General features: G+C 66.0%; 18 protein-coding genes. 14 read left to right on the top strand and 4 right to left on the bottom strand.

All coding sequences use genetic code 11. From position 1 onward, the window contains the following. Positions 1–50: 50 nt before the first annotated feature. Positions 51–1,628: a class I adenylate-forming enzyme family protein gene (locus MFF62_RS07900; protein ID WP_238261875.1), complete on the bottom strand. Its 1,578-nt coding sequence runs from the start codon at positions 1,626–1,628 to the stop codon at positions 51–53. A gap of 263 nt (positions 1,629–1,891) precedes the next feature. Here MFF62_RS07900 and MFF62_RS07895 point away from each other — a divergent pair, with 263 nt between their 5' ends. The 4 genes from MFF62_RS07895 (at position 1,892) to MFF62_RS07880 (ending at position 6,268) form a co-directional block, all read left to right on the top strand. Beyond that, positions 1,892–3,205 (top strand): AMP-binding protein, encoded by a 1,314-nt coding sequence (locus MFF62_RS07895; RefSeq protein ID WP_238261874.1) that lies wholly within the window; start codon positions 1,892–1,894, stop codon positions 3,203–3,205. 185 nt (positions 3,206–3,390) lie between these two features. Further along, positions 3,391–4,539 (top strand): acyl-CoA dehydrogenase family protein, encoded by a 1,149-nt coding sequence (locus tag MFF62_RS07890; protein ID WP_238261873.1) that lies wholly within the window; start codon positions 3,391–3,393, stop codon positions 4,537–4,539. A 59-nt stretch (positions 4,540–4,598) separates the two neighbouring features. After that, positions 4,599–5,054, top strand: a complete 456-nt coding sequence (locus MFF62_RS07885; protein WP_238261872.1) for a MaoC family dehydratase — start codon at positions 4,599–4,601, stop codon at positions 5,052–5,054. A 77-nt stretch (positions 5,055–5,131) separates the two neighbouring features. After that, entirely contained in the window at positions 5,132–6,268 is a 1,137-nt protein-coding gene (locus MFF62_RS07880) for an acyl-CoA dehydrogenase family protein (RefSeq protein ID WP_238262170.1), read from the top strand. A 178-nt stretch (positions 6,269–6,446) separates the two neighbouring features. On the opposite strand, the gene MFF62_RS30760 is transcribed toward MFF62_RS07880, so the two are convergent. Further along, positions 6,447–9,167: a winged helix-turn-helix domain-containing protein gene (locus MFF62_RS30760; protein ID WP_283205321.1), complete on the bottom strand. Its 2,721-nt coding sequence runs from the start codon at positions 9,165–9,167 to the stop codon at positions 6,447–6,449. Positions 9,168–9,453: 286 nt separating this feature from the next. Here MFF62_RS30760 and MFF62_RS07865 point away from each other — a divergent pair, with 286 nt between their 5' ends. The 7 genes from MFF62_RS07865 to MFF62_RS07835 all read left to right on the top strand — a co-directional run bounded on the left by MFF62_RS07865 (position 9,454) and on the right by MFF62_RS07835 (position 18,355). After that, the gene (locus MFF62_RS07865; RefSeq protein ID WP_238261871.1) at positions 9,454–10,227 is read left to right on the top strand and encodes an enoyl-CoA hydratase/isomerase family protein; all 774 of its coding nucleotides are present in this window, start codon (positions 9,454–9,456) and stop codon (positions 10,225–10,227) included. 27 nt (positions 10,228–10,254) lie between these two features. Further along, the gene (locus tag MFF62_RS07860) at positions 10,255–11,499 is read left to right on the top strand and encodes a thiolase family protein (RefSeq protein WP_238261870.1); all 1,245 of its coding nucleotides are present in this window, start codon (positions 10,255–10,257) and stop codon (positions 11,497–11,499) included. 238 nt (positions 11,500–11,737) lie between these two features. Continuing rightward, complete coding sequence (locus MFF62_RS07855) at positions 11,738–13,306, top strand: AMP-binding protein (RefSeq protein WP_238261869.1); 1,569 nt, start codon at positions 11,738–11,740, stop codon at positions 13,304–13,306. A 182-nt stretch (positions 13,307–13,488) separates the two neighbouring features. Beyond that, complete coding sequence (locus MFF62_RS07850; RefSeq protein WP_238261868.1) at positions 13,489–14,847, top strand: DUF1214 domain-containing protein; 1,359 nt, start codon at positions 13,489–13,491, stop codon at positions 14,845–14,847. A 77-nt stretch (positions 14,848–14,924) separates the two neighbouring features. Beyond that, complete coding sequence (locus tag MFF62_RS07845) at positions 14,925–15,962, top strand: DUF1254 domain-containing protein (protein ID WP_238261867.1); 1,038 nt, start codon at positions 14,925–14,927, stop codon at positions 15,960–15,962. A gap of 203 nt (positions 15,963–16,165) precedes the next feature. After that, positions 16,166–17,524, top strand: a complete 1,359-nt coding sequence (locus MFF62_RS07840; protein WP_238261866.1) for an MFS transporter — start codon at positions 16,166–16,168, stop codon at positions 17,522–17,524. 75 nt (positions 17,525–17,599) lie between these two features. Next, positions 17,600–18,355 (top strand): SDR family NAD(P)-dependent oxidoreductase, encoded by a 756-nt coding sequence (locus MFF62_RS07835; protein ID WP_238261865.1) that lies wholly within the window; start codon positions 17,600–17,602, stop codon positions 18,353–18,355. 54 nt (positions 18,356–18,409) lie between these two features. On the opposite strand, the gene MFF62_RS07830 is transcribed toward MFF62_RS07835, so the two are convergent. Together MFF62_RS07830 and MFF62_RS07825 are read right to left on the bottom strand one after the other, a co-directional pair. Then, the gene (locus tag MFF62_RS07830) at positions 18,410–19,192 is read right to left on the bottom strand and encodes an SDR family NAD(P)-dependent oxidoreductase (RefSeq protein WP_238261864.1); all 783 of its coding nucleotides are present in this window, start codon (positions 19,190–19,192) and stop codon (positions 18,410–18,412) included. A 25-nt stretch (positions 19,193–19,217) separates the two neighbouring features. Then, positions 19,218–20,012: an enoyl-CoA hydratase/isomerase family protein gene (locus tag MFF62_RS07825; RefSeq protein WP_238261863.1), complete on the bottom strand. Its 795-nt coding sequence runs from the start codon at positions 20,010–20,012 to the stop codon at positions 19,218–19,220. A 246-nt stretch (positions 20,013–20,258) separates the two neighbouring features. On the opposite strand from MFF62_RS07825, the gene MFF62_RS07820 reads away from it, so the two are divergent. The 3 genes from MFF62_RS07820 to MFF62_RS07810 all read left to right on the top strand — a co-directional run bounded on the left by MFF62_RS07820 (position 20,259) and on the right by MFF62_RS07810 (position 23,511). Next, a complete protein-coding gene (locus tag MFF62_RS07820; RefSeq protein ID WP_238261862.1) occupies positions 20,259–21,056 on the top strand; it encodes an enoyl-CoA hydratase/isomerase family protein in 798 nt (265 codons plus the stop codon). Positions 21,057–21,122: 66 nt separating this feature from the next. Continuing rightward, positions 21,123–22,304: a lipid-transfer protein gene (locus tag MFF62_RS07815; RefSeq protein WP_238261861.1), complete on the top strand. Its 1,182-nt coding sequence runs from the start codon at positions 21,123–21,125 to the stop codon at positions 22,302–22,304. 10 nt (positions 22,305–22,314) lie between these two features. Then, a complete protein-coding gene (locus tag MFF62_RS07810) occupies positions 22,315–23,511 on the top strand; it encodes an acyl-CoA dehydrogenase family protein (RefSeq protein WP_238261860.1) in 1,197 nt (398 codons plus the stop codon). Positions 23,512–23,560 lie beyond the last annotated feature (49 nt).

Here is a 23,560-nt window from a genome sequence, read left to right as displayed (position 1 = left end):
CGGGCACGGCACCTCCCCCGAAGCGGGTGCCGCCAGATGCCAGTGGCTTGTCAGGACACCCGCCGGGGCTGGTCCGTCCAGTATTTCTCCCGCACGCGCCGGCGCAGCACCTTGCCGACCGCGCTGACCGGCAGCGCCTCGACCATGGCGATGGTCTTGGGCGCCTTGAAACGCCCGAGCCGGTCCTTGACGTGTTCGATCAACGCGTCGGCGTTGACCGTGGAGCCGGGCTTCAGCACGACTTCCGCATGCACCGCCTCGCCCCATTTATCGTGCGGAATCCCGACGACGGCCGACATGGAAACGGCGGGATGGGCGTTCAGTGATGCCTCCACCTCCACGGCGTACACGTTGAACCCGCCGCTGATAATCATGTCCTTCTTGCGGTCGACGATGAACACGTAGCCGGCGTCGTCGATATACCCCAGGTCGCCTGACTTCCAAAAGCCGTCGGTGAACTCCGATGCCGTGCCTTCCAGGTTGCCGTGGTAGCCGCTGATCGTGCCGCGGCCGCGCAGCCAGATCTCGCCGGTGGCGCCGGGCGGGACGTCGTTGCCCGCTTCGTCCACGATGCGCATCTCGATGCCGATGGTCGGTCGGCCAGCCGAAGCGAGCCGGCCCGTCTCGACGGCGGTCAGGTGATCGGACTGCGTCAGGGTGCAGACCGCCTGCGCGCATTCGGTTGCGCCATAGAGCTGGAAGAAGATATTGCCAAAGCGCTGTTGCGCCTGTCCCAGCTTGGCGGGACTCATGGGCGCGGCGCCATAGTAGAGCGTACGAAGACTGCTCAGGTCATGCTGCGTGGCTTCGGGCAGTTCGAGCAGGACGTTCACCAGCGTCGGGACCATCAGCGTGGTGGTCACCTTCTCCGCTTCGACGTTGCGGCACCAGGCCTTCAGATCGGCGGCGTTCTGCGTCAGGGTGCAACCGCCGCGAAACAGCGTCGGCAGAAAGGACAGGCCCGAGCCATGGCTGACCGGCGCGATGTGCAGATAGCGCGTGCGGTGGTTCAGCGCCACGCTCTGCTCGGGGTCCGCGTACATGGTGTCGCGTGCCGCGAGCCAGTTGTCGATGGTGTACTGCGCGCACTTGCTCCGTCCCGTGGTGCCGCCGGTGAAACGGTAGATCAACAGGTCCGTGCCGGTATCGGACTGGATGCCGGGCTCGACGTCGCCGACACCGTCGAGCAGGTCCCAGAAGTGGTGCATACCTTCGCGCAGCACCTGTGGCGCATCCATGCACACCACGACCACGCCTCGCTCGCGCAGCATGTCGCCATAGCGGTCCAGCAGCGCGGTCTCGATAAAGGCAACCCTGGGTCGGATGAACTCGACCTGCCAGCGGTGTTCGTCGAAAGCGTCGCGGATGTTGGTGTGGGCGAACGCGACATCACTCTTGAAGGCCGTCCACGCGTGCATCAGCGAGAGATTGTCGTTCTCGAGGATGCACAGGGCGACATCGCCGCGGCGCAGGCCAAGGCGGGTATGCATCATGTTGGCGATGCGGTTGGTCAACCGGTGAAGTTCGCGGAAGGTGTAGCGCCGTCCGCGCTCGATATTGACCAAGGCCTCCTGGTCGGCAAACTGCACGGCTATCTGCCCCATGACGCGGGCGAAGTCCATTTTCATCGCTGTCTCCGTGATCTTCTTTCTGTGATCTGGCCGGAGCAGTGTAGGGCCTCGTTTTTTTGCCCTTCCCCTCTCCTGAGGAGAGGGGAAGGGGCTGCCAGGGGTAGCGGGTGAGCGCGGGGGCCACGGCATCCCTCCCGACGTGAGAGGGGCGCGGTCCCCGCCGCCGTCGCTAACCTCGGGTCAGCGAAACCCTGCGGCATGCAGGCCCGCGTGGGCCGCGCCGCCATTGCGCCATCGACCGTCGAAAAAGAACCGCCGCCATGCCTGATCCGCAATCCCTGCCGACACCCGTGCATTGCCTGCTGCGACGCGAGCAAGAGTCACCGTTCGCGGTGTACCTGACACAGCCCCAGCCGGACGGCACGGTACTCGACTACCGCTGGTGCGAGGTCGCGGACGAGGCCAGGCGCATGGCCTCGCACCTGCTGGCGCTGGACCTGCCGCCCCGGTCGGCGATCGCCATCCTCGGGGAGAACAGCGCCCACTGGATCATCGCGGACCTGGCGATCTGGATCGCCGGCCATGTCAGCGTGACCGTGTCCGCGGACACCGACCGGAGCGGCGTGGCCTACGTTCTGGGCCACAGCGAGGCGCGCCTGGTGTTCGTCGGCCGGCCTTCAGGGAACGCCGCGCGCTGGCGTGAAGCCGAAGCGGCGGTGCCGCAGGACATACCGGTCATCCGCTTGCCCCAGGCGGGTCCGGGGCGGGGCAAGACGTGGTACACGATCGTCGCGGCCACGCCGCGGCTGCGGACCGTCAAGTTGCCGGACCCGGCCGCACTCGCCACGATCGTCTACGTACCGGGCAGCACCGGTCGCCTGAAAGGGGTGATGCACCGCTTCCGCACCCTGTGCGAGGTGCCGCGCGCCCTCAACGACCTGCTGCCGCAGCAGCATCGGCGCACGTCCGCCGACCGCTTGCTCGCCTACCTGCCGCTGTCGCAGTGCGCCGGCAGGCTGGTCGTGGAATGCGCGTCGCTGTGCTTCGGCTACCGCGTGTTCTTCTACGACCGGCCCGACACCATCCTGCAGGACCTGAGCCGCGCCAGGCCGACCCTCTTCCATGTCATACCGCGCGCCTGGGCGTTGTGCGGGCTGCCGTTCAGCCGCTACGTGCCGCCGCGCCTGCATCGCTGGCTGCTCGCCGTGCCCGGCTTGTCGCGTGGCCTGCGGCGGCTGCAGCGCCGCCGCATCGGGCTAGACCAGGCCAGGGTTGCCTTCGTGGCCGGCGAGCCGGTGCCGCGCGAAGTGCAGGCGTGGTACCGCGCGGCCGGGCTGACGCTGATCGTCGGCTACGGCCTGCCGGAGAACTTCGGCTATTCGCACCTGACGCTTCCTGGGCAGGGTTGCGAGGGCTATGTCGGCTTGTGCAACCCGGGCGTGGAATGCCGGATTGCCGGGAATGGGGAGGTCCTGGTCAAGAGCCCGGGCCAGATGATGGGCTACTACAAGGCAAGCGAGAAGACTGCCGACAGCCTCACGCCGGACGGCTTCTTCAAGACGCGGGACCAAGGCGAACTGGATGCGCTGGGGCGCTTGCGGCTGCGTCGCCGTCGCCCTGTGCCTGGCGGGTAGCCGCCGATGCACCGCCCCCCCCCGCAAAAAAGGGAGGGGAGGAAAGCCGGCCTGTCTCCCTAAGATGGTCGTGCAAGCCTGTACGCGGAGGCCTCCGGAAGAACCCGGCGCGAGCGACAGCAGCGAAATTTAAGCGACTGGCAGGACAGCGATGATGACGCTGGGTCCGTCGCAAAGGACATGGCATGAACTTCGATCTGACTTCGGAACAACAACTGCTGCAGGACAGCGTGCGCCGCTTCATCGACAAGGCGTACACCTTCGAGGCGCGCACCGCGCTGCTAAAGGCGGGCGGTAGCGGCAGCGACGGCAACTGGCGCCTGTTCGCGGAGAACGGCTGGCTGATGGCCGCGCTGCCGGAGACGTATGGCGGCCTGGGCGGCACGCTGCTCGATACCGCGATCATCGCCCAGGAAATGGGGCGAGGACTGGTTGTCGAGCCCTATCTCGGCTGTGCCGTCATGGCGGCGCAGACCCTGCTGGCCGGCGGCACGGAGGCGCAAAAGGCGGCCCAGCTGCCGCAGCTCGCCGCCGGCTCGCTGCGCATCGCGCTGGCCTACAGCGAACCGGCATCGCGCGGCATGCCGGAGCCGGTGTCGCTGCGCGCCGCGCGCGATGGTGACGGCTATGTGCTGCACGGCACGAAGTCGCTCGTGCTGGGTGCTGTCGACGCGCACGCATTCATCGTTTCCGCCGTCGTGCCGGGCACGCAGGGCATCACGCTGTTGCAGGTCGAGGCCGACACGCCGGGCCTGAACCGGCGGGCTTTGCCGCTGCACGACGGCAGCTGGGTCGAGGAACTGGCGTTCGATGGCGTGCGGGTATCGGCGCAAGCCGTGCTGGGCGAGCCGGGGCAGGGACTCCCTGCGCTGCGTGCCGGCCTGGCAAGCGGCACCGTCGTTCTGTGCGCGGAACTGATCGGCGTGATGGAAAAGACCATCGAGCTCACCGCCGACTACCTCAGGACCCGCCAGCAGTTCGGCGTGCCGATCGGGTCCTTCCAGGCCCTGCAGCACCGCATGGCCGAGATGGCCGCCGAGCTGGAGGTGGCGCGCTCCATGCTGCATGCGGCGCTGGCATCGCTGGCCAATGACGATGCCGCGGCACGGCACAAGACGCTGTCGGCCACCAAGATGCTGATCGGCCGGGCCGCGAAGTTCGTCTGCGGCCAGGGCATCCAGCTGCATGGCGGCATCGGCATGACCGAGGAGTACGCGGTCGGCCATTACTACAAGCGCGCCGTGGTGGCGGACCTGCTACTGGGCAGCAGTGACAGCCACGAAGCGGCCTGTGCGACGGCCCTGCAAGCGCAGCTTCGCGCCGGCGCGGCCTGATACGAAGCGGCGAAGTGCCACGCCACCACCTTTCCCCCACTCATGACGAGCGAGACAACATGAAGACCTACGAAACCATCGCCCAACTGCAATCCCTGGTGGGAGAGGTAGTCGGCACCAGCGACTGGGTCCTGATCGACCAGCAGCGCATCAATACTTTCGCCGACGCGACCGGTGACCACCAATGGATCCACGTTGATCCGGAGCGCGCGGCCGAGGGCCCCTTTGGCGCGCCCATCGCGCACGGCTTCCTGACGCTTAGCCTGTTGCCGATTTTTTCGCAGAAGGCGTTCGCGATCCAGAACGTCAGGATGGGCGTCAACTACGGCCTGAACAAGGTGCGCTTCCTCAGCCCCGTGCCGGTCAACGGCCGCCTGCGCGCGCACTTCCGGCTGGCAAGCTTCGAGCAGCTCGACAACAACGGTGCGCAGCTGACCTATGAAATGAGCGTCGAGATGGAAGGCGCCGACAAGCCCGCCTGCGTGGCGGAGTCCATCGTACGCGTGTTTGCCTGAATGGCCTGATTGGTCTGATTGGCCGATTGCCTGAACGAATCCGAGAAGAGGTAGAGAAAATGAGCGATACATCGTCCGTGCTCCTGAGCGAGCAGGAAGTCATGATCCGCGACGCCGCCCGCAAGGTTGCCCAGGAGGTGGTGGCCGCCACCGCCGCCGAGCGCGACCGAACGGGCGCGTGGCCGCGCAGCGAACTGAAGGCGGTTGGCGAGCTGGGCTTCCTCGGCATGCACGTGCCCGAGGAATACGGCGGCTCTGGCGCGACCTTCGTGGAGTACTGCCTCGCGGTCATCGAATTCGCGGCCGCCGATGCAGGCTTTGCGACCATCATGCACGTCCACAACGGGTTGGCCGGCGTGGTGGCCCATGCGGGCTCCGACGCACAGAAACGCAAGTACCTGCCCGGCATGGCATCGGGCGAGACCATCGTGGCCGGCCTGCTGACCGAGCCGCAGGCGGGCTCGGATACCGGCGCCTTCCGCACCACGGCGCGCCGCGAAGGCGACCACTATGTGCTGAACGGCAGCAAGCAATTCATCTCGAACGGCAATGAAGCCGGCGCCGGCATTTGCATTGCGGCCATCACCGAAACCCCCGAAGGCAAGAAGGGGCCGAGCCTGTTTATCGTCGATCCACGCGCGCCCGGCTATACCGTCACCCGTGTCGAGGAGAAGCTGGGCCAGCGCTCGGCGCAGGTCGCCGCGATCCAGCTTGACGACCATCGCGTGGCGGCGGAAGACCTGATCGGCGAAGAGGGCGCCGGCTACAAGCGCGTGATGAGCATGCTGTCCGAAGGCCGCATCGGCATCGCCGCCGTGGCCTGCGGCGTGGCGCGTGCCGCACTGGAAGCGGCCGTGCAATACGCCAAGGAGCGCGAGGCGTATGGCGCGCCGATCATCAACCTGCAGGGCGTGGCCTTTGACCTGGCCGACATGGCTACCAGGGTGGACGTGGCAACCCAGTACACGCTGCACGCCGCCCGCCTTCAAGCCGCCGGGGTGCCGTGCGCAAAGGAAGCATCGATCGCCAAGCTGTACGCCAGCGAGATCGCCGAGAAGGTGTGCTCGGATGCGATCCAGATCCACGGCGGCTATGGCTACCTGACCGACTTCCCGGTCGAACGCTACTACCGCGATGCTCGCGTGACCAAGATCTACGAGGGCACCAGCCATATCCAGAAGGTGATCATCTCGCGCAGTCTCGCGGCGCGCTGAGCGCGAAACATCGCAGACGAAAGGAAGATTGCTGACAAACCTTCCTCTACCGCAGCGGTTTCTCCCCTCTCCCATACATGGGAGAGGGGTCGGGGGAGAGGGGGACATCATGCGGCTCGCTGACTTTGTCAGCAGCCTGGAGCCAGCCAAGAGCTGGCCTTTTTTCGGTTCTGCCAGACTACTTCAGCAACCCCCGCTGCCGCGCCAGCGCAATCGCGTCATAGCGGCTGGACACACCCAGCTTGGCCAGGATGTTCTTCACGTTCCACTTCACCGTGCCGAAGGTGATGTTGAGCGTCAGCGCGATCCGCTTGTTCGACATGGCTTCCGCGATCAGCGAGAGGATCTCCAGCTCGCGCGGCGTCAGGGGGCCGCGCTCGGCGTCCGGGGCGATGCGGGCGCCGGCGCTTGCAGCCGGGCTGGCGGGCGCCGTGTCCGGCCTGGCGGTGCCCGGCGTCATCCTCGCCAGGATGTCGGCGAGGTAGCGCGACACGGGCGGCGGCAGGCTGTCATCTTTCTGCATGCGGGCCAGCGGGCCGGCTATCTGGTCCTTCATGTCGAGCAGTGTGCGCACGAGCCCGAGCTTCGCGGCGCGGGTCACCGCCGACGTCAGGCTACGTACCGCCTCGGCGTCCTGTTGCAGGCGGTCATGCGCTACGGCGGCCAGCAGTTCGAGACGGACCACGTGCCGGGCGCGCCCGTGCTTCTCGCAAAACTCGCGCACTTCGGCCAGGGCGTCCAGCGCCACCCGCGGGTTGGAGTCCGCCAGCGCCAGTTGCGCGCGCACCAGTGCCGCGATCGCGGGGATCTGGGCGAGCGCACCGGTCGCCTGCGCATGGACCTTGCGCAGCGCTTCCAGCCGCACGGCCAGCTCTGCCGCGCGGCGGTGTTCGCCGATGATCAGCAGGATATTGACCTGCTCGGCGAGCATGTAGGCGAGGGCTCGGTCCAAGCCGAGAAGATGGAAGTGGGATGCCTGCGCCTCCAGGAAGGCGAGGGCGGTTTCCGGCGCGTCCTGCAGGAAATCGAGGCGCGCGCGGCAGAGCGAGGATTGCATCATCACGTCCGGCCACGACGATTGCGAGATACCGGCGCGGTTCGCCAACACGTCGCGCGCTTCGTCGATGCGGTCCAGCTCGTAGCAGGCAAAGGCGACCGTCGCGGCGCACAGGTTCGCGGGCAGCGAGGCACGGCCGAACGTGGCCTCCGCGCGGGCCAGGATGCCCGCGCCCAGGCGCTCCGCTTCCCGCATGTCGCCTTCGACGAGGCAGGTCTGCGCGCGCTGGTTCTCGAAGACCATGGCCATGTCGTTCTCGCGGTCTTCGGGGGGAATCGGATTCTGGTCGAACAGCGTGCGCGCGTCGTCGAGTCGGCCGACGGCGAGATAGGCGACCACCAGCCCCGCCAGGCACACATAGCGCAGCGACGCGTTCTCCATCGGCGCATTGCAAAGGGGCTCCAGCACTTCGATGACGCGCTGCATGTCGTCGCGCTGCACGGCGACGGATGAATCGATGATGGGGAACTTGGACGACAGAGCCGGGATTTTCGCGGCGTCGGTACGGCGTATCTGTTCGAGCCAGCGTTCGGCCTTGTCCGCGCGCCCGGTGAACGCATGGGCCAGGCAGCCGAGGAAGAACAGGCGCGGATGCGAGAACAGTGTCTCCGGCGGCAGGCGATCGAGCATGTGCAGCAGCGGTCCGATATAGGACATGCTCCAGGTCGATTTGGTGGCGGCCTGCTCCATGGCGTCGGCCGCGAATTCGAGGTCGCCGCCGAGGCTGGCGTGCCGCACCGACTCGACCAGCAGTTCATTCGCGGCAAACCAGCGGCTGGCGCGGCGATGGACGTCGGCCACGGCGTCCTGGCCTGGCTGGGCCAGGCGCTGGGCGAGGAACTCGCCGAACAGCGGATGGAAGCGGTACCACGGCGCGGGGTCGTCGGTCTCCACGCGATAGATCAGCAGGTTCTCGTCCTCGGCGCGCTTGATCAGGTCGGCGGCGTCGGGATTGTCGGTGACCGCTTGCGCGAGTCCGGCATTGAAACGCCGGAACACCGACAGCTTTTCCATGAACGACGTCAGGTCAGGCGGCAGGTAGGCCACCACGTCTTCGGCCAGGTAGGACTGCAGGTCGGCCGACTTCCACAGCAGCGAGCGCAGGTTGGCGCGCTTGGCGGGCCGGATGCGCAGCATGGTCGCGACCGGCTGCAGGCTCGCCGGCCAGCCGCTGGTGAGGTCGTGGATCAGGCGCACTTCGTCGGCGGTCAGCTTCAGTGTGCTGAGGTTCTGGTCGAAGAAGGCACGGGTCTCTTCCAGGTCGAACGGAAGTTCGGCGAAGTCGATCTCCGAGATCTGGCCCCGCATGCGCAGGCGGCCGAGGCTGAGCGGCGGCATGGTGCGCGACGCGAGCACGATATGCAGGTTGGCCGGGCAATGGTCCAGCAGCTTCTGCATCAGCCGGTGCGCGGCCGGCGCTTCCACGTGCTGGTAGTCGTCGATGAGCAGGTAGAGCTCGCGGTCGATCTCCTCCATCGCGCTTGTCGCAACGGCCACCAGCGCCTCCATCGACTGCTCGCTGCCGGCAGGGTCCGGTACGACGTCATCCGCGTGCATGCCCAGGCGCTGGAACGCCCCGAGCAGGTAGGTGCAGAAGCTTGGAAACTGCCTGTCGTCATGGCTCAGCGACAGCCACGCGACGTCGATGCCCGTCTTCATCAGTTCCTGCCGCCATTGCGCCAGCAGGATGGTCTTGCCGAAGCCGGCGCCACCGGTGATGAGCGTGGCCGCACAGTACTTCGTGTCGCGCAGGCGGGCCAGCAGATGCTCACGCGGAATGTGGCGCGGGCTGATGCGCGGCGGAGAAAACTTTGTCGCCACCAGGAGGTTGTCGGGATTCATCGCGGATGCTTGCGTGGATGGATTTGCCTTGGCGCTGGCACGGATGTGCCGGCCGAGGGGGCGGCGTGCCTGCACATTATGGCGTTGCATCTCCCTGTTTGAAAAGTAGCGGTACTACCGGCCGCGTGCCGAGGCGACGTGCGATATCCGGCACAAAGCGCGCGTCGATGACACGCGCGCGTGGTCCACGTCCGCAAGGGGAGGGGCAGGCCGATTTCGCCCTGACGTACCTTGGCATCCAGCCAGACACGCTGTTGGCATTTGGATACTGGATCAAGGAGAAGACATGAGCGAAGCCGTTTCGTTTGAAGTGAAGGGCCGGGTCGGCTGGATCACCCTGATGCGCCCGCAGGCCCGCAACGCCATCAGCCAGGACATGGCACTGTCCATGGCCGCGCAACTGCGTGCCTGGCGGCAGGACGACGCGGTGCGCGTGGTGGCGGTAACTGCCACGGGCCCGGCCTTCTGCGCCGGCGCCGACCTGAAGGCCTCCGGTACGCCGGGGCCCGGCGAGCCGGACCTGCTCGACACGCTCGTCGCCTTCTTCGACACGCTGCGCGCCTTCCCCAAGCCGACCATCGCTGCCGTGAACGGTCTGGCGATTGCCGGCGGCCTGGAAACCGTGCTGGCCTGTGATGTCGTGATCGCCGCGCAGAGCGCACGCTTTGGCGATGCCCACTCCAATTTCGGCGTGTTCCCCGGCGGCGGCGGCGCAGCCGTGCTGCCGCGCAGGATTCCGCTGAACATCGCCAAGTACCTGCTCTACACGGGCGAGTCGCTGCCGGCCGCCGACATGAAGCAGTACGGCCTTGTGGCCGAAGTGGTGGCCGACGAAGAACTGGTGGACCGCGTGCAGGCCATCGGCGACAAGCTGTCCACCAAGAGCCCGCTGGTGCTGCGCAAGATGAAGAAGGTGGCCGACGAGGCCGCCGACAAGCCGCAGGCCGACGCGTTGCGCCACGAGCTGCTGGAACTGCGCAATCACCAGCGTTCATATGACATTTCGGAAGGCCTGCGCGCGTTCGCCGAGAAGCGCACGCCGGAGTTCAAGGGCTACTGATCGACGATTGCACTGGAGCAGGAACACATGGAAAACATCTACATCGTTGGCGTCGGCATGACGCCGTTCGGCCGCCACACCGACAAGACTGTCAAGCAACTCACGGCCTGGGCCGTCGAGGACGCGTTGAAGGACGCCGCCTGCGACCGCAAATGGGTGCAGGCCGCGTTCTATGGCAATTGCACGCAGGGCCATTTCGATGGCCAGCACATGATTCGTGGCCAGGTGGCGTTGCTGCCGCTGGGCTTCGACAGCATTCCGATCTTCAACCTCGAAGGTGCCTGCGCGTCGTCGAGCCACGCGTTCAACCTGGCCGTTACGCAACTGCGCGCCGGTGCCGCTGACGTGGCCATCGCGGTGGGCGCCGAAAAGATGTTCTACAGCGACAAGGCCAAGATGTTCTCGGCCTTCGAGTCGGCCTGGGACATCGAGACCTTTGAAGAGAACAAGAGCTACCTGGCCGCAATGGGCAAGAGCATCGTGCCGCCGCAGGGTTCGCAGTCCGAGAAGCCCTACAGCCCGTTCATGGACGTGTATGCGGCCCTGGGCCGCGGTGGCCTGATGGAGCGCTTCGGCATCACGCAGCGTCAGCTGGCGGCCGTGTCGTCAAAGAATCATGGCCATTCGGTGCACAACGAGCGCTCGCAATATCGCAACGCGATCAGCATCGAAGAGGTGCTGGCCGCGCCGCCGATCACCTATCCGATCACGCTGCCGATGTGCTCGCCCATCTCCGATGGTGCGGCGGCCACGATCGTCTGCACGGAATCGGCACTGAAGAAATACGGCTTCGACCGCAAGCGTGCCGTCAAGGTGCTGGCAAGCGTGGTGCGCTCGGCGTCGGCGCGCGCTGCCGACGAATTCGATCGCGGCTGCACGCACCTGGCCGGCAAGGCGGCTTTCGAGCAGGCCGGTATCTCGCCGAAGGATGTCAACGTAGCGGAAATCCATGATGCAACGGCGATTGGCGAGCTGCTGGCGATGGAATCGCTGGGCCTGTGCGAGCCGGGCGCAAGCGGCGAGATGGCCGAGCGCGGCGAAACGACCATCGGCGGCAAGCTGCCGGTCAACCCGTCGGGCGGCCTGGAGTCGAAAGGCCATCCGATCGGCGCGACCGGCATTGGCCAGATCTTCGAGCTGGTCGAGCAACTGCGTGGCAACTGCGGCAAGCGCCAGGTCGAAGGGGCCCGCATTGCGCTGCAGGGCAACGGTGGCGGGCTGTGGCGTGTCGAGGAATCGACCGAGCACGTTGGAATCTTCGGCCTGGCCTGAGCGCACGCCAATCACGGCACGGAGAATATGATGCCTTGGGCACGAGCGCCGGCGACAACATCCGGATAGTGCCTGGAAGCTGCATCAGAGCAGAAGCAAGCGAAGCGGGGGATGCGGCATGACAGCATCCCCCGTTTCGTTAGTCGTCACACCAGCACAGTCGATTCGCCTGCCATGCGCGCGGGCGCACGCCATGAAGGGCAGACGTGGACCCTGTATATCGGGCATGAGGCAACAGATGAGAATGAATTTCGCGCGCACGATGGGCAACCTTGCCGTGCGTTTCGGCGACCGCGAGGCGCTGGTCAATATCGAACGCCAGCGTCGCTATACGTTTCGCGAACTGCATGCGCTGACCAGCCGCATCGCCAACATGATGCGCGAGCGACTGGCGCTGCGTCGCGGCGACGTGGGCCTGTGCATCCTGGAGAACGACAATATTGCGCTGCTGCATGCCTGGACGGCGCTGAAGGGCGAGGCAGCCATCGCCTATACCAACTACCGCGACGCGCTCGACGAGCATCGCTGGCAGGTCGAGTTCATTGGTCTCAAAGTCGTCTTCATCGAGAACGCACTGCTCGACCGCTACTTCGACATGCTGCGCGGACAGGGTGTGACGGTGGTCTGCATGGACCCGCCGGCGGCCCCGCGCGACGGGCTGCTGTACTTCTGGGACCTTCTGGAAGGCGTGTCCGAAGCAAATCCGGACGTCGAGAGCGATATGCGCAATGACGTCCTGTCGTACCGCTTCACGGGCGGCACCACCGGCAAAGGCAAATGCGCCGCGTACACGATGGACAACTGGCTGGCCATGCGCGACTCCATGTACATGGAAAGCGAGCAGGTCTATGAGGCCGACACGCGCTTCCTGCACATGGCGCCGATCAGCCACGGCTCCGGTCTGGCCTTGCTGCCCACGCTGTTCCGCGGCGGTTGTACCGTGACGCAGAACATTCCAGACCTGGCGCAGCTTTGCCGCAACGTCGAGGCCGAGAAAATCACCAACACGCTGCTCGTGCCGACGATGATCTATCGCATGCTGGAAATGCCCGAGGCCATGCAGGCTGACCTGTCGTCGCTGCGCACACTGGCCTACGGCGCCTCGCCGATGAGCCCGGCCAAGCTTCGACAGGCGCAGGAGCGCTTCGGCAATATCTTCATGCAGATCTACGGCGCAACCGAAATCCTACACGCCGTGGGTGTCCTGAGCAAGGCGGATCACCTGAGCGCCACGGACAAGCAACTCGGTTCCGCAGGCCGCATCGTGCCTGGCGTCGAGATCATGATCGTCGACGACGAGGGCAACGAACTGCGGCAGGGCCAGACTGGCGAAATCTGGTTGCGCTGCCGCGGCACCATCTCGGGCTACTACAACGATCCAGAAGGCACGGCCGCGGAGTTCACGAACGACTTCTGGAAGTCGGGCGACCTCGGCTATATCGACGACGAAGGCTTCCTGTACCTGGTCGACCGCAAGAAGGACATGATCATCACAGGCGGCTTCAACGTCTACGCGATTGAAGTGGAAGCCGCGCTGAATTCGCATCCGGCGGTGTCCAACTCGGCGGTGATCGGGGTCCCGCACGCAGAATGGGGCGAGGCGCTGCACGCGGAGGTAGTGCTCAAGGCCGACGCGCAGGTGACGGCCGGAGAACTGATCGAACACGTCAAGGGCAGGGTGGGCCGCTTCAAGGTGCCCAAGTCCATCGTCTTCGTCGAGGCGCTTCCGGTCAGCGTGGTTGGCAAGGTGCTGCGCCGGCATGTACGGGAGAAGTACTGGAAGGACAACGAGCGCCGCGTGTCGTAAGTCGTAACCGCTCGGTGTCCGGTTCCCCTCCCAATGAGAGAGGGGCAGGCGTGCGCCGATCGAGGCCTAAATAGAAAACTCTCGGGACTTGCCGAGGGAATGGCCGCGTTGCCTCCGCATCGACACCCTGACGCCGATGCCGGTGGCGACGATACAAGTGCGAGAACCGAAAGGAGTAAAGCATGCCCTTGCCCCGCTTGCCACTGACGTTCGGCGCCGTTGCGGCGTCGCTGCTGATTGGCGCCTGCCAGCACCAGCTTCCGAACACGCCTGGCACGCCAGTCGCAGTCCAACCGGCATCGACGTCCGACCAGGACATCAGTGACGCCTACATCTACCTCCTCAGTCGCCTGCTGGTGCTGCGCCAGCAGCAACTGGATTTTCGCGCGGGCATGCAATGGAACCAGCTCGTGCATCGCAAGCCGGGCGCGGTGGACTGGCCGAATCCGAACCTCGATGTCGCCTATTCGGAGGCGTGGGTGGCCGTGGACGAAAGCAGTTGCACCATTGTCTCCGTGCCGAAGATCACCGGCCGCTACTACACGGTGCAGTTCCTGAACGGCTGGGGCGAGACGCTGGCCAATATCAATGAGCGGACCTTTCCACGGCGGCCCGATGGCGACTTCGCCATGTGCCTGCGCGGCGCCACGGTCGCGCTGCCCGCGAACGTAACGCGCGTGGACTTGCCGGCACGCTACACGCGGATGCTGTCGCGCGTGGAGCTGGGCGCCGACTGGACTCAGGCGCAGGCGCTCCAGCACCGGTTCACGATGCGCACGACCGGCTCCCCCCGCTTGCCCCGGATGCCACAGACGCCAGTGTTCGACCTGCAGCAGCTTCCTGGCGCGGAGGCATTCGAGGCTGCCACCGCGGCCATGGACAGCGAACCAGATCTGAATCCCGGCATGGAGGCCTTGCAGGCGAAGGTGCGTGCCATTGCCGCTGCGATCGGCGATCCGGCCGAGCGCAGCCGTGTCGACGCCGTGATCCGCCAGCGCGCATTCGCCGACCTGGGGCGCGCCAACCGGACCATCGGCCTGGGCACGGTGCGCAACGGCTGGGCGCGTGCCGCCGTGTCGGGCACCTACGGTAGCGACTATCTCAGCCGCACGCTGTTCAACTACGGCGGCATCTGGGTCAACACGTTTGACGAGGCCAACTACTACCGGGGCGCGGTTGACGGCGCAGGCGCGCCGCTCGATAGCAGCCATACGTATTCGCTGACATTTCCGAAAGACCAGCTTCCCGCGGCAGAGGCGCGCTACTTCTGGTCCGTCCTGGCTGTGGACTCGCGGTACTTCCGCGTGCTGCCGAACCCCATGAACCGCTTCCTGCTCAACAACCAGTCGCGGCTGCAATACGGCAAGGACGGTTCACTCACGCTGTACTTCGGGCCGAAGAAGCCCGAGAACGCGCCCGACGGCAACTGGCTGCCGACGCCGGCCGGTCAGTCGTACCGGTTGATGCTGCGCTTCTACGGGCCGAAGGACCCCGAGGCTGCCGGCAAGTACGTGCCGCCACCGATCATCCGGCTGTCGTAGTTCGCCAGATTCATGCGGCCCCTGCGGGCCGCTTTGCATTGCCCATTGACCGACTGAAAACAGATGAGGAGACAACCATGACAGTCAAGATCCTGCGCAACGCGGCCTTTGCCATGCTGGCCGCCACCCTGTCCACGGCACATGCTCAGGCTGTGGCCGGTGCCCCCGTTCTCGTGACGGTCGACAACTTCCCGCGTGCCGAATCGGACCGCTACTTCGGGTTCACGGTCAAACGCGGCGGGTTCGGGAAGTTCTCGCACTGGCGCGATCTGGTTCCGGTCGACAGCCAGACCGTGGTCCGTCCCAATCGCGACACGCTGTATTCGACGGCCGTGTTCGACCTCGACGCCGGACCAGTCACCGTGACCATGCCCGATGCCGGCTCCCGCTACATGTCGCTCGCGGTGCTGGACGAGGAGAGCCACGTCATCGGCGTGCACTATCGTGCCGGCAGCTACACCTTCACCAGGCAGGCCATCGGCACCCGATACGTGATGCTCGGCGTACGGACGTTGATCGATCCCGGCAAGCCCGACGATGCGAAGCAGGCGTGGGTGTTGCAGGACGCCATTCGGGTCGGCCAGGCCGGCGGACCCGGGCGCTTCGAGGTGCCCAACTGGGACAAGACGAGCCAGGATGCGATTCGCACCGCGCTGATCGCGCTGGGCACCAACATCCCGGATTCCCACAGGATGTTCGGCAAGCACGATCAGGTCGATCCGGTCCGCCATCTGGTCGGCAGTGCCATCGCCTGGGGTGGCATTCCGGAAAAGGATGCCTTCTACCAGATCGTCAGCCCGGAGCGCAATGACGGCACGACAGCCTATCGTCTCGATCTTCCCGCCGTGCCGGTCGGCGCGTTCTGGTCGATCAGCGTGTACAACGCGGCCGGCTATTTCCAGCGCAATCCGCAGAACGCCTATTCGATCAACAGCCTGACGGCGAAGCCGGCCGCCGATGGCTCCGTCTCGATCCGCTTTGGCGGGTGCGGCGCGGACACGGTCAACTGCCTGCCGACCGTGCCCGGCTGGAACTATATGGTCCGCTACTACCTGCCGCAGGCCGAGATCCTGCAGGGCACCTGGAAACTGCCGGCGCCCAGGCCCGCGTCGTGAGCGTGAGGGGGCGCTTCGGGAACGCATCACCCTCTGCGCTCTCCCACCTCGTCATGCCCCCCCAAAAATAGGGGTGAGGGTCACGGAACCAGTGCGTATCGTCCATTGCATCCAGGGCACAGACCCGGGCACGCGACTGCTGTGCCATGGGTCGGCGCCAGCTTCGGCGCACGAAACGCATGACAAAAACCTATGGAGACACAATGACAAGTCCTTCACGCACGCTCGACGTGCAGCAGTTCGTCAATGAGCACAGGTTCTCGCGATACCAGTGGCTGATTCTGGTCACCTGTTTCCTCCTCATCGCCATCGATGCCTATGACAGCGTGGCCATCGGCTTTGTCGTGCCGGTGCTGCTGCGCGAATGGGGTACCACCCGCGCGGCATTCGGGCCTGTGCTGAGCGTGGGGGTGCTGGGGCTGGCGCTCGGTGCGCTGATCGCCGGGCCATTGTTCAACCGCACCAGCCCGAAGACGGTCATGGTCGGCTCGATGCTGCTGTTCGGGCTGTGCAGCCTCGGCACCATGACGGCCGACTCGCTCGTATCGCTGGGGGCCTGGCGCTTCTTCACGGGCGTCGGCGTGGGCGCGGCGGTACCAGGGGCGGTCACACTGATCTACGAATATGCGCCCTCGCGCATGAGTGCTTTCCTGGTCAACACGATCGCCTGCGGTGCGCTGATCGGGGCGTCATCGTGCGGAATCGCCGCCGCGGCCGTCGTGCCGACGTATGGCTGGACCGCCGTCTTCCTGATCGGTGGCGTGGTGCCGGTCGTCCTGGCGCTGTTCATGTTGGTCACCATGCCGCAACCGCTGCAGTTCATGGTCCAGCAAGCCTATCCGGCCCCGGCGATCGCCGCGGTGCTGCGACGCATTGCGCCTGAGGCGAAGATCGCCGACGACGTCCGCTTCGTGCTGACGGCAACGCCGGAAGCCGGCAAGGCAGGCGTGGCCGTGGTGCTTTCCCGGCCACTGCGTATGGGTACGACCATGCTGTGGGCCGCCTATTTCTTCGGCACCTTTGCGTACTACCTGCTGCTGGGCTGGCTGCCGACGCTGGTGCAGGACATGGGCGCCTCGTTGCAGCATTCGACGCTGATCACCGTGCTGATGACCGTTGGCGGCATTTTCGGCACCTTCCTGTTCGGCTGGCTGATGGATCGTATCGACAGGAACAAGGTCGTCGCCGGTGCCTTCGTGCTGGGCGGGCTGGGCATGTGGCTCGTCGGGCAACAGAAGGGCGACCTGACCTGGGTGGCCACATGCGTCTTTATCGGCGGCGTCGGCCTGAGTGGCGCGCTGATGTCGATGGGTGCCGTCGCGGCGGCGTTCTACCCGGCGAGCGGCCGCTCGACGGGGATCGCGTGGATGCACGGCGTTGGCCGGTTCGGCGGCATCGCCGGTCCGATGGCCGGCGCTCTGATGCTGCGTGATGGCTTCAGCCTCGGCGCGGTCTTTACCGTGGTGATGGGATTCGTGCTGGTGTCCGCCGTGGCGCTGATGATCAAGGGCGCAGCGGCAAGGCGTGCCGCGGGCAGTGCGTTGCGGACGGAATCGGCTTGACGGCTGTGGTGGAGCGCTGCCCGCTTTCCGCGCCACGTGTCGCGGGGGTGGGCAGTTTCATTTCGGGATTCTCATATGTCTGAATTTCGGGGCAAGGTCGCAATCGTGACCGGAGCCGCGGCCGGGATCGGCCGTGCGGCCGCGCGGCGGCTTGCCGCGGCCGGTGCGCATGTTGTTGTCGCGGACTGGTCGGAAGCCGCGGGGCAGGAGGTTGTCGCCGAGATCGGCAAGTCGGGTGGGCAGGCCATCTTCCAGCACGTGGATGTCAGCCGGGAAGCGGACTGCGCGGCGATGGTCCACGCCGCCCTGCATCGCTTCGGGAGGCTCGACATGGCGTTCAACAACGCGAGTATCTCAGGCCGCATTGCCCGGACCGAAGACCAGGGCCTGGACAACTGGCATGCGGTCCTCGGCGTCAACCTCACAGGCGTGTTTCACTGCATGGTGCACGAACTGAGGGCGATGAAGGCGCATGGTGGCGTGATCGTCAATACCGCATCGGTGGCCGGGGTGAAGGGTGCCCCTTACAGTGCCGCGTATTCCGCCTCCAAGCACGGCGTGATCGGCCTGACTCGTTCGGCGGCAAAGGAGTATGGCAAGTACGGGATCCGCATCAATGCCGTCTGTCCAGGCTACATCCGAACCGCCATGGCGGACGAGATTGCGGCCGGCTCCGCGGCTGGCGCCGCGGATGTACTGGTAGCGGCTACCGCGCTGCGTCGACTCGCGGAGCCTGAGGAGGTTGCGGAACTCGTGCTGTGGCTCTGCTCGGACAAGGCGTCGTTCGTGACGGGGGCGCACTATCTTGTCGACGGTGGCCTGACGACGTAGCCTGCCATCGGGAACGGCTCAGGGCCGTGCTGACGCCTGAGCCGTTTGCAGGCCTTACCCCCTTGAAGCGTTGCCGTCCGCGCCGAACGATGTCCAGCCGCCGTCAACGGGCAGCGTGACGCCTGTCACGTAAGACGCCCAGTCCGACGCCAGGAACGCCACTGCCTGCGCGACTTCGACGGGATATCCCAGTCGGCCCATCGGCGTGCGGCGCTCCAGCGAGGTGGTGTCGAGTCGGCCGGCGCGGGTCATGGCATCGAGCGGCGGCGTGCGGATGATGGCCGGCGCCACGCCGTTGACACGGATACCTTTCTGCGCCCACTCGCAGGCCAGCGAGCGCGTCAGCATCACCACACCGGCCTTGGACGCCGTATAAGCAGCAATGCCGGGGCCACCGCCGAGGCCGTAGATCGAAGCGATATTGACGATCGCTCCGCCGCCCTGGTCGAGCATCTGCACGCCGACCGCCTTGCACATCAGCCAAGTGCCGGTGAGGTTGACGTCGATGGTCCGCTGCCACGTCGCCGCCGGCTGTCGGTCGGTGCGGCTGGCAGCCTCCAGGATGCCCGCGTTGTTGACGAGCACGTCGATGCCGCCCATATGCGCAACCGCCTCGGCCGTGATGCGCTGCACGTCCGCCTCGGACGATACGTCGCCGCGCAGCATCTTGCGTCTGGGCATGTCGACGGCCGGATTAAGGTCGGACGCGCAGACCACCGCGCCTTGTTCCGCAAAGAATTCCGCCACGGCTGCGCCGATCCCGCTGGCGCCGCCGGTCACAAGCACCCGCTTGCCGCTGAAGTCGATGCGCGGGCTCTGGCCGGCTCCGTTGTTCATGGTGTTCCCCATTGCGCGGCTCCGGTCACTTGCCGGTAAATGCCGGCGTGCGCTTTTCCAGCAGGGCGTTGACCGCTTCGCGGTGGTCGCCCGTCTTGCTTGCGAGCCATTCGTAGCCCATGCAGGTGTCCATAATCGAATGCGCGAGCTGCTTGAGGCCGATATTGGCGGAGACCTTGGTCCAGCGGATCGCCTGCGAGGCGCCGTTGGCCAGCCTGTCGGCGAGCTGGTTGACGCGCTCGTCCAGTTCGGCGGCGGGTACGGCGTGGTTGATCAGGCCGATGCGCGCCGCTTCGGTCGCGGTCAGCGCATCGCCGGTCAGCAGGTATTCCTTGGCGCGCGCGTAGCCGATCAGCTGCGGCCAGATGATGGCGCCGCCGTCGCCGGCCACCAGGCCGACGTTGACGTGAGGATCGGCGAACTTCGCGGTGTCGGCAGCGAAGATCACGTCGCAGAACAGGGCGATGCTGCAGCCTAGGCCGATCGCCGGGCCGTTGATCTTGGCGATGATCGGCTTCTCGCAGTCGAGCAGGGTGAAGATGATCTGCTTGCCCTCGCGCGCCGTCGCACGGAAGGCGTCCGGGTCGTCAAAGATGGCCTTCACGGCCTGCAGGTCGCCGCCGGCGGAGAAGGCACGGCCGGCACCGGTCAGCACGATGACCTCGGACTCGGGGTCATTGTTCGCGTCGACGAAGACCCGCGCCATTTCGGCGTGCAGGCCGCCGTTGAAGGCGTTGAGCTGCTCGGGGCGGTTGAGGGTGATTTCCAGCACGCGCCCGCGGCGTGCGAAGGCGATGTGCTCGTAGTCGGCAAAATTCATGGCGTCTCCTCCATGTTGATGTTGATGAAGCTGCCCAGCGACGATAGCCAGCCCGTTTACGGGACGTCCCCTCTCTGAATGGCGGGGGCCCTATGCAGGGTCCCGGCCGACACTGTCCAATGGCGCGCGCGTTCCCGTGCGCCTTGCTCCCGACGGCAAAAAAGGGAGGGGCGAAGGTCCCGCCTCCCTTCCTAATATGGCCAGGCAAGTGCAAGTCAGGACACTTCGCTGGAGAGAGGATTCTGCATGTCTGAGAACACGGTGACACTGGAGCGGATCGGCGGGACGGCCGTCATCACGCTGAATCGGCCACACAGGCGCAATGCGCTTGACGATTCCATCAAGGTGGCGATGGGCGGCATCGTCAGGGATGTCCGCGAAGACCGGTCGGTGACCGCGGTCGTGCTGACGGGCGCCGGTGGGCATTTTTGCGCCGGCGCGGATCTGGGCGACGGCGGGGGCGACGCCGAGCGCGGCTTCTATGTGCGTGACCTGCTGCTGGACCACCACGGCTGGTTTGCCGAGCTGACGGATCTGGAAAAGCCGGTGATCTCCGCGGTCGACGGCGTTGCGACGGGCGCCGGCCTGTCGGTGGCACTGGCCGCCGACTTCATCATCGCCAGCGATCGCGCGCGTTTCGTGTCGAGTTTCGCCCGCGTGGGGTTTGTCCCTGACCTGTCGCTGATGTATGTCCTGCCGCGCCGGGTCGGCCTGACACGTGCGAAGGAGATCGTCTTCTCCGCGCGCGAGATCCTGGCCGAGGAAGCGGTGGCCATCGGCCTGGCCGAGGCCGTGGTGCCGGCTGATCGCCTGCGCGATGCGGCCATCGATTTCGCGCAGCGTTTCGCAAACGCCCCGACCCACGTGCTGGGCATGGCCAAACGCATCATGAATCGCACGTTCGAGACCGACCGGCACGCGCTGCTCCAGCTCGAAGCCGCCGTGCAGGGCTTGTGCGCGGCCAGCCAGTACAACGCCGAGGCGGTGCGGCGCTTCTTCTCGAAGGAAGCGCCGCTGTTCCCGGGCACCCAACGCCTGTTCTGACGGAAATCCGCCGATTTCCGCCTGTTTTTATTCGTTTCAAACATCAAGACATTCAAGGAGAAGGACATGACGCAGAAAGTCGTGGTTGCCGGCGTGGGCATGATTCCGTTCAAGAAGCCTGGCCAGAGCGATCCGTACACGGTGATGGGCGCGCAGGCCGTGCGGCTGGCGCTGGCGGACGCAGGCGTGGGCTATGAATCGGTGCAGCAGGCCTATGCGAGCTACATATTCGGCGACTCCACCGGTGGCCAGCGCGTGCTGTACGACATCGGCATGACCGGCATTCCCGTCATCAATGTCCACAACAATTGCGCGAGCGGCTCGACGGCCCTGTTCCTGGCGAACCAGGCCATCGCCAGCGGCATGGTCGATATCGTGCTGGCCTTCGGCTTCGAGCAGATGAACCCAGGCGCGCTGGGCACGATCTACACCGACCGTCCCGCCCCGCTGGAGCTGTTTAACCGTGCGTGCGAGAGTGTGGTGCCCGACGGCGTGGCGCCCGCTCTGCAACTGTTCGGCGCCGCCGGCCTTGACCACATGAAGCGCTTTGGCACGCCGGTGGAGGCCTTCGCCAGCATTCGCGCCAAGGCCAGCCGCCATGCGTTCAACAACCCGATGGCGGTGTTCCGCACGGTGGTCACTCCCGAAGAAGTGATGGCCGAAAAGGTGATGTGGCCTGGCGTCATGACACGCTCGATGGCGTGCCCGCCGACCTGCGGCGCCGCTGCCGTGGTGCTGTGCAGCGAAACCTATGCGAAGAAGCATGGCCTGGACACGCGCGTGTGGATCGCCGGCCAGGCGCTCACCACCGACAGTGCCGAGACCTTTGATTCGGGCGACCTGCGCCACCTCGCTGGCTTCGGCATGTCGCGTGCAGCGGCCAACAAGGTGTACGAGATGGCCGGCATCGGCGCCGAAGACGTCAACGTGGTGGAACTGCATGACTGCTTCGCGCAGAACGAACTGCTGACCTACGAAGCGCTCGGCCTGTGCCCGGAAGGCGGCGCCGCGAAGTTCATCGACGACGGCGACAACACCTACGGCGGCAAGTACGTGGTCAATCCGTCGGGCGGCCTGCTGTGCAAGGGGCACCCGATCGGCGCCACCGGCCTTGCCCAATGCACCGAACTGGTCCAGCAGCTGCGCGGCCAGGCAGAGAAGCGCCAGGTCGAGAACGCGCGCGTAGCCCTGCAGCACAACGTCGGCATCGGCGGCGCAGCGGTCGTCACCATGTACCGCAAGGACTGACGGAGACAGCATGGACTTTCAAGCAGATCCGGGACTGGCATCGTTCCGCCAGGAAGTCCGCCAGTTCCTGCGCGACAAGGTGCCCGCGGACCTGAAGGGGCTGCCACGCTGCACGCGCTCGCCGCGCGAGCAGATCCTGCGCTGGCAGAAGTTGCTTCGTGCGCATGGCTGGGGCGCGCCTTACTGGCCGGTCGAGCACGCGGGCACCGGCTGGTCGGTGGAGCAGATGCTGGTGTTCGACGACGAATGCACGGCAGCCGGCACGCCGACGCAGGACGGCTTCGTGCAGAAGATGCTCGGGCCGGTGCTGAACGCGTTCGCGACGCCCGCACAGAAGGCGGAGCACCTGCGTGCGGCGCTGGACGGCGAGCGGCTCTGGTGCCAGGGCTTCTCCGAGCCGGGCGCGGGCTCCGATCTCGCCTCGCTCAAGACGCGCGCGGTCCGCGACGGTGATCACTATGTCGTCAATGGCCAGAAGATCTGGACCAGCTACGCGCACCACGCGGACTGGATCTTCCTGCTGGTGCGTACGGACACGACTGGCAAGAAACAGGCGGGGATCAGTTTCCTGCTGGTGGACATGAAGACGCCCGGCATCACCGTGCGGCCGATCCGCAGCATCGACGACGCGCATCACCTGAACGAGACGTTCTTCGACAACGTGCGCGTGCCCGTGGAGAACCTGGTCGGCGAAGAGGGCGCGGGCTGGAACATCACCAAGTTCCTGCTCAACAACGAGCATGCGACCACGGCCGACCTGCCCGACCTCAATCGATACATGCGCGAACTGCGACATTGCGCGGCGACGCTCGACGTCGGCGACGGCAAGCTGATCGACCAGCCGGCGTTCGCGCTGAAGCTGACGCGTCTCGATGCGGAGCTGCAGGCGATCGGCATGATGGTGCAGCGCGTGGCGCGGCTGGAGATGACGCACAACCCCGCATCGCACGTGCTGGGTTCGATGCTCAAGCTGCGGGCCACGGACCTGCAGCAGCGCATCACCGAAGCGCAGGTCGAGGCGTTGGGCGACTACGGCGCCGTGGCCTATGCGCACTGGCATGAGCCGGCACCGGCGCAACCGTATCCGCTGCAGGATCTCGCGCGCGGCGTCGCCAACGACATGTTCGTGCGCCGCGCCGCGACGATCTATGGTGGCACGAGCGAGGTGCAGCGCGGAATCATCGCCAAGATGATGTTCCGGCTCTGACCGCATTCGCGGCCTTAACAGCCCTGACGGGTACAACAAGAACAGGAGA

Origin of the sequence: Cupriavidus pauculus (genome assembly GCF_022179805.1) — a bacterium.
In the GTDB taxonomy this organism is placed as follows: Bacteria; Pseudomonadota; Gammaproteobacteria; order Burkholderiales; family Burkholderiaceae; genus Cupriavidus; species Cupriavidus pauculus_E.
Note: the sequence above shows the minus strand (reverse complement) of the source record. Positions and strands in the feature narration are given on the sequence as shown.

Coding starts and splice junctions, on each gene's coding strand:
- MFF62_RS07860 (WP_238261870.1), top strand. CDS start 10,255: ATGGAAAACATCTACATCGTTGGCGTCGGCATGACGCCGTTCGGCCGC.
- MFF62_RS07895 (WP_238261874.1), top strand. CDS start 1,892: ATGCCTGATCCGCAATCCCTGCCGACACCCGTGCATTGCCTGCTGCGA.
- MFF62_RS07840 (WP_238261866.1), top strand. CDS start 16,166: ATGACAAGTCCTTCACGCACGCTCGACGTGCAGCAGTTCGTCAATGAG.
- MFF62_RS07815 (WP_238261861.1), top strand. CDS start 21,123: ATGACGCAGAAAGTCGTGGTTGCCGGCGTGGGCATGATTCCGTTCAAG.
- MFF62_RS07890 (WP_238261873.1), top strand. CDS start 3,391: ATGAACTTCGATCTGACTTCGGAACAACAACTGCTGCAGGACAGCGTG.
- MFF62_RS07830 (WP_238261864.1), bottom strand. CDS start 19,192: ATGAACAACGGAGCCGGCCAGAGCCCGCGCATCGACTTCAGCGGCAAG.
- MFF62_RS07820 (WP_238261862.1), top strand. CDS start 20,259: ATGTCTGAGAACACGGTGACACTGGAGCGGATCGGCGGGACGGCCGTC.
- MFF62_RS30760 (WP_283205321.1), bottom strand. CDS start 9,167: ATGAATCCCGACAACCTCCTGGTGGCGACAAAGTTTTCTCCGCCGCGC.
- MFF62_RS07865 (WP_238261871.1), top strand. CDS start 9,454: ATGAGCGAAGCCGTTTCGTTTGAAGTGAAGGGCCGGGTCGGCTGGATC.
- MFF62_RS07835 (WP_238261865.1), top strand. CDS start 17,600: ATGTCTGAATTTCGGGGCAAGGTCGCAATCGTGACCGGAGCCGCGGCC.
- MFF62_RS07825 (WP_238261863.1), bottom strand. CDS start 20,012: ATGAATTTTGCCGACTACGAGCACATCGCCTTCGCACGCCGCGGGCGC.
- MFF62_RS07810 (WP_238261860.1), top strand. CDS start 22,315: ATGGACTTTCAAGCAGATCCGGGACTGGCATCGTTCCGCCAGGAAGTC.
- MFF62_RS07845 (WP_238261867.1), top strand. CDS start 14,925: ATGACAGTCAAGATCCTGCGCAACGCGGCCTTTGCCATGCTGGCCGCC.
- MFF62_RS07855 (WP_238261869.1), top strand. CDS start 11,738: ATGAGAATGAATTTCGCGCGCACGATGGGCAACCTTGCCGTGCGTTTC.
- MFF62_RS07900 (WP_238261875.1), bottom strand. CDS start 1,628: ATGAAAATGGACTTCGCCCGCGTCATGGGGCAGATAGCCGTGCAGTTT.
- MFF62_RS07885 (WP_238261872.1), top strand. CDS start 4,599: ATGAAGACCTACGAAACCATCGCCCAACTGCAATCCCTGGTGGGAGAG.
- MFF62_RS07850 (WP_238261868.1), top strand. CDS start 13,489: ATGCCCTTGCCCCGCTTGCCACTGACGTTCGGCGCCGTTGCGGCGTCG.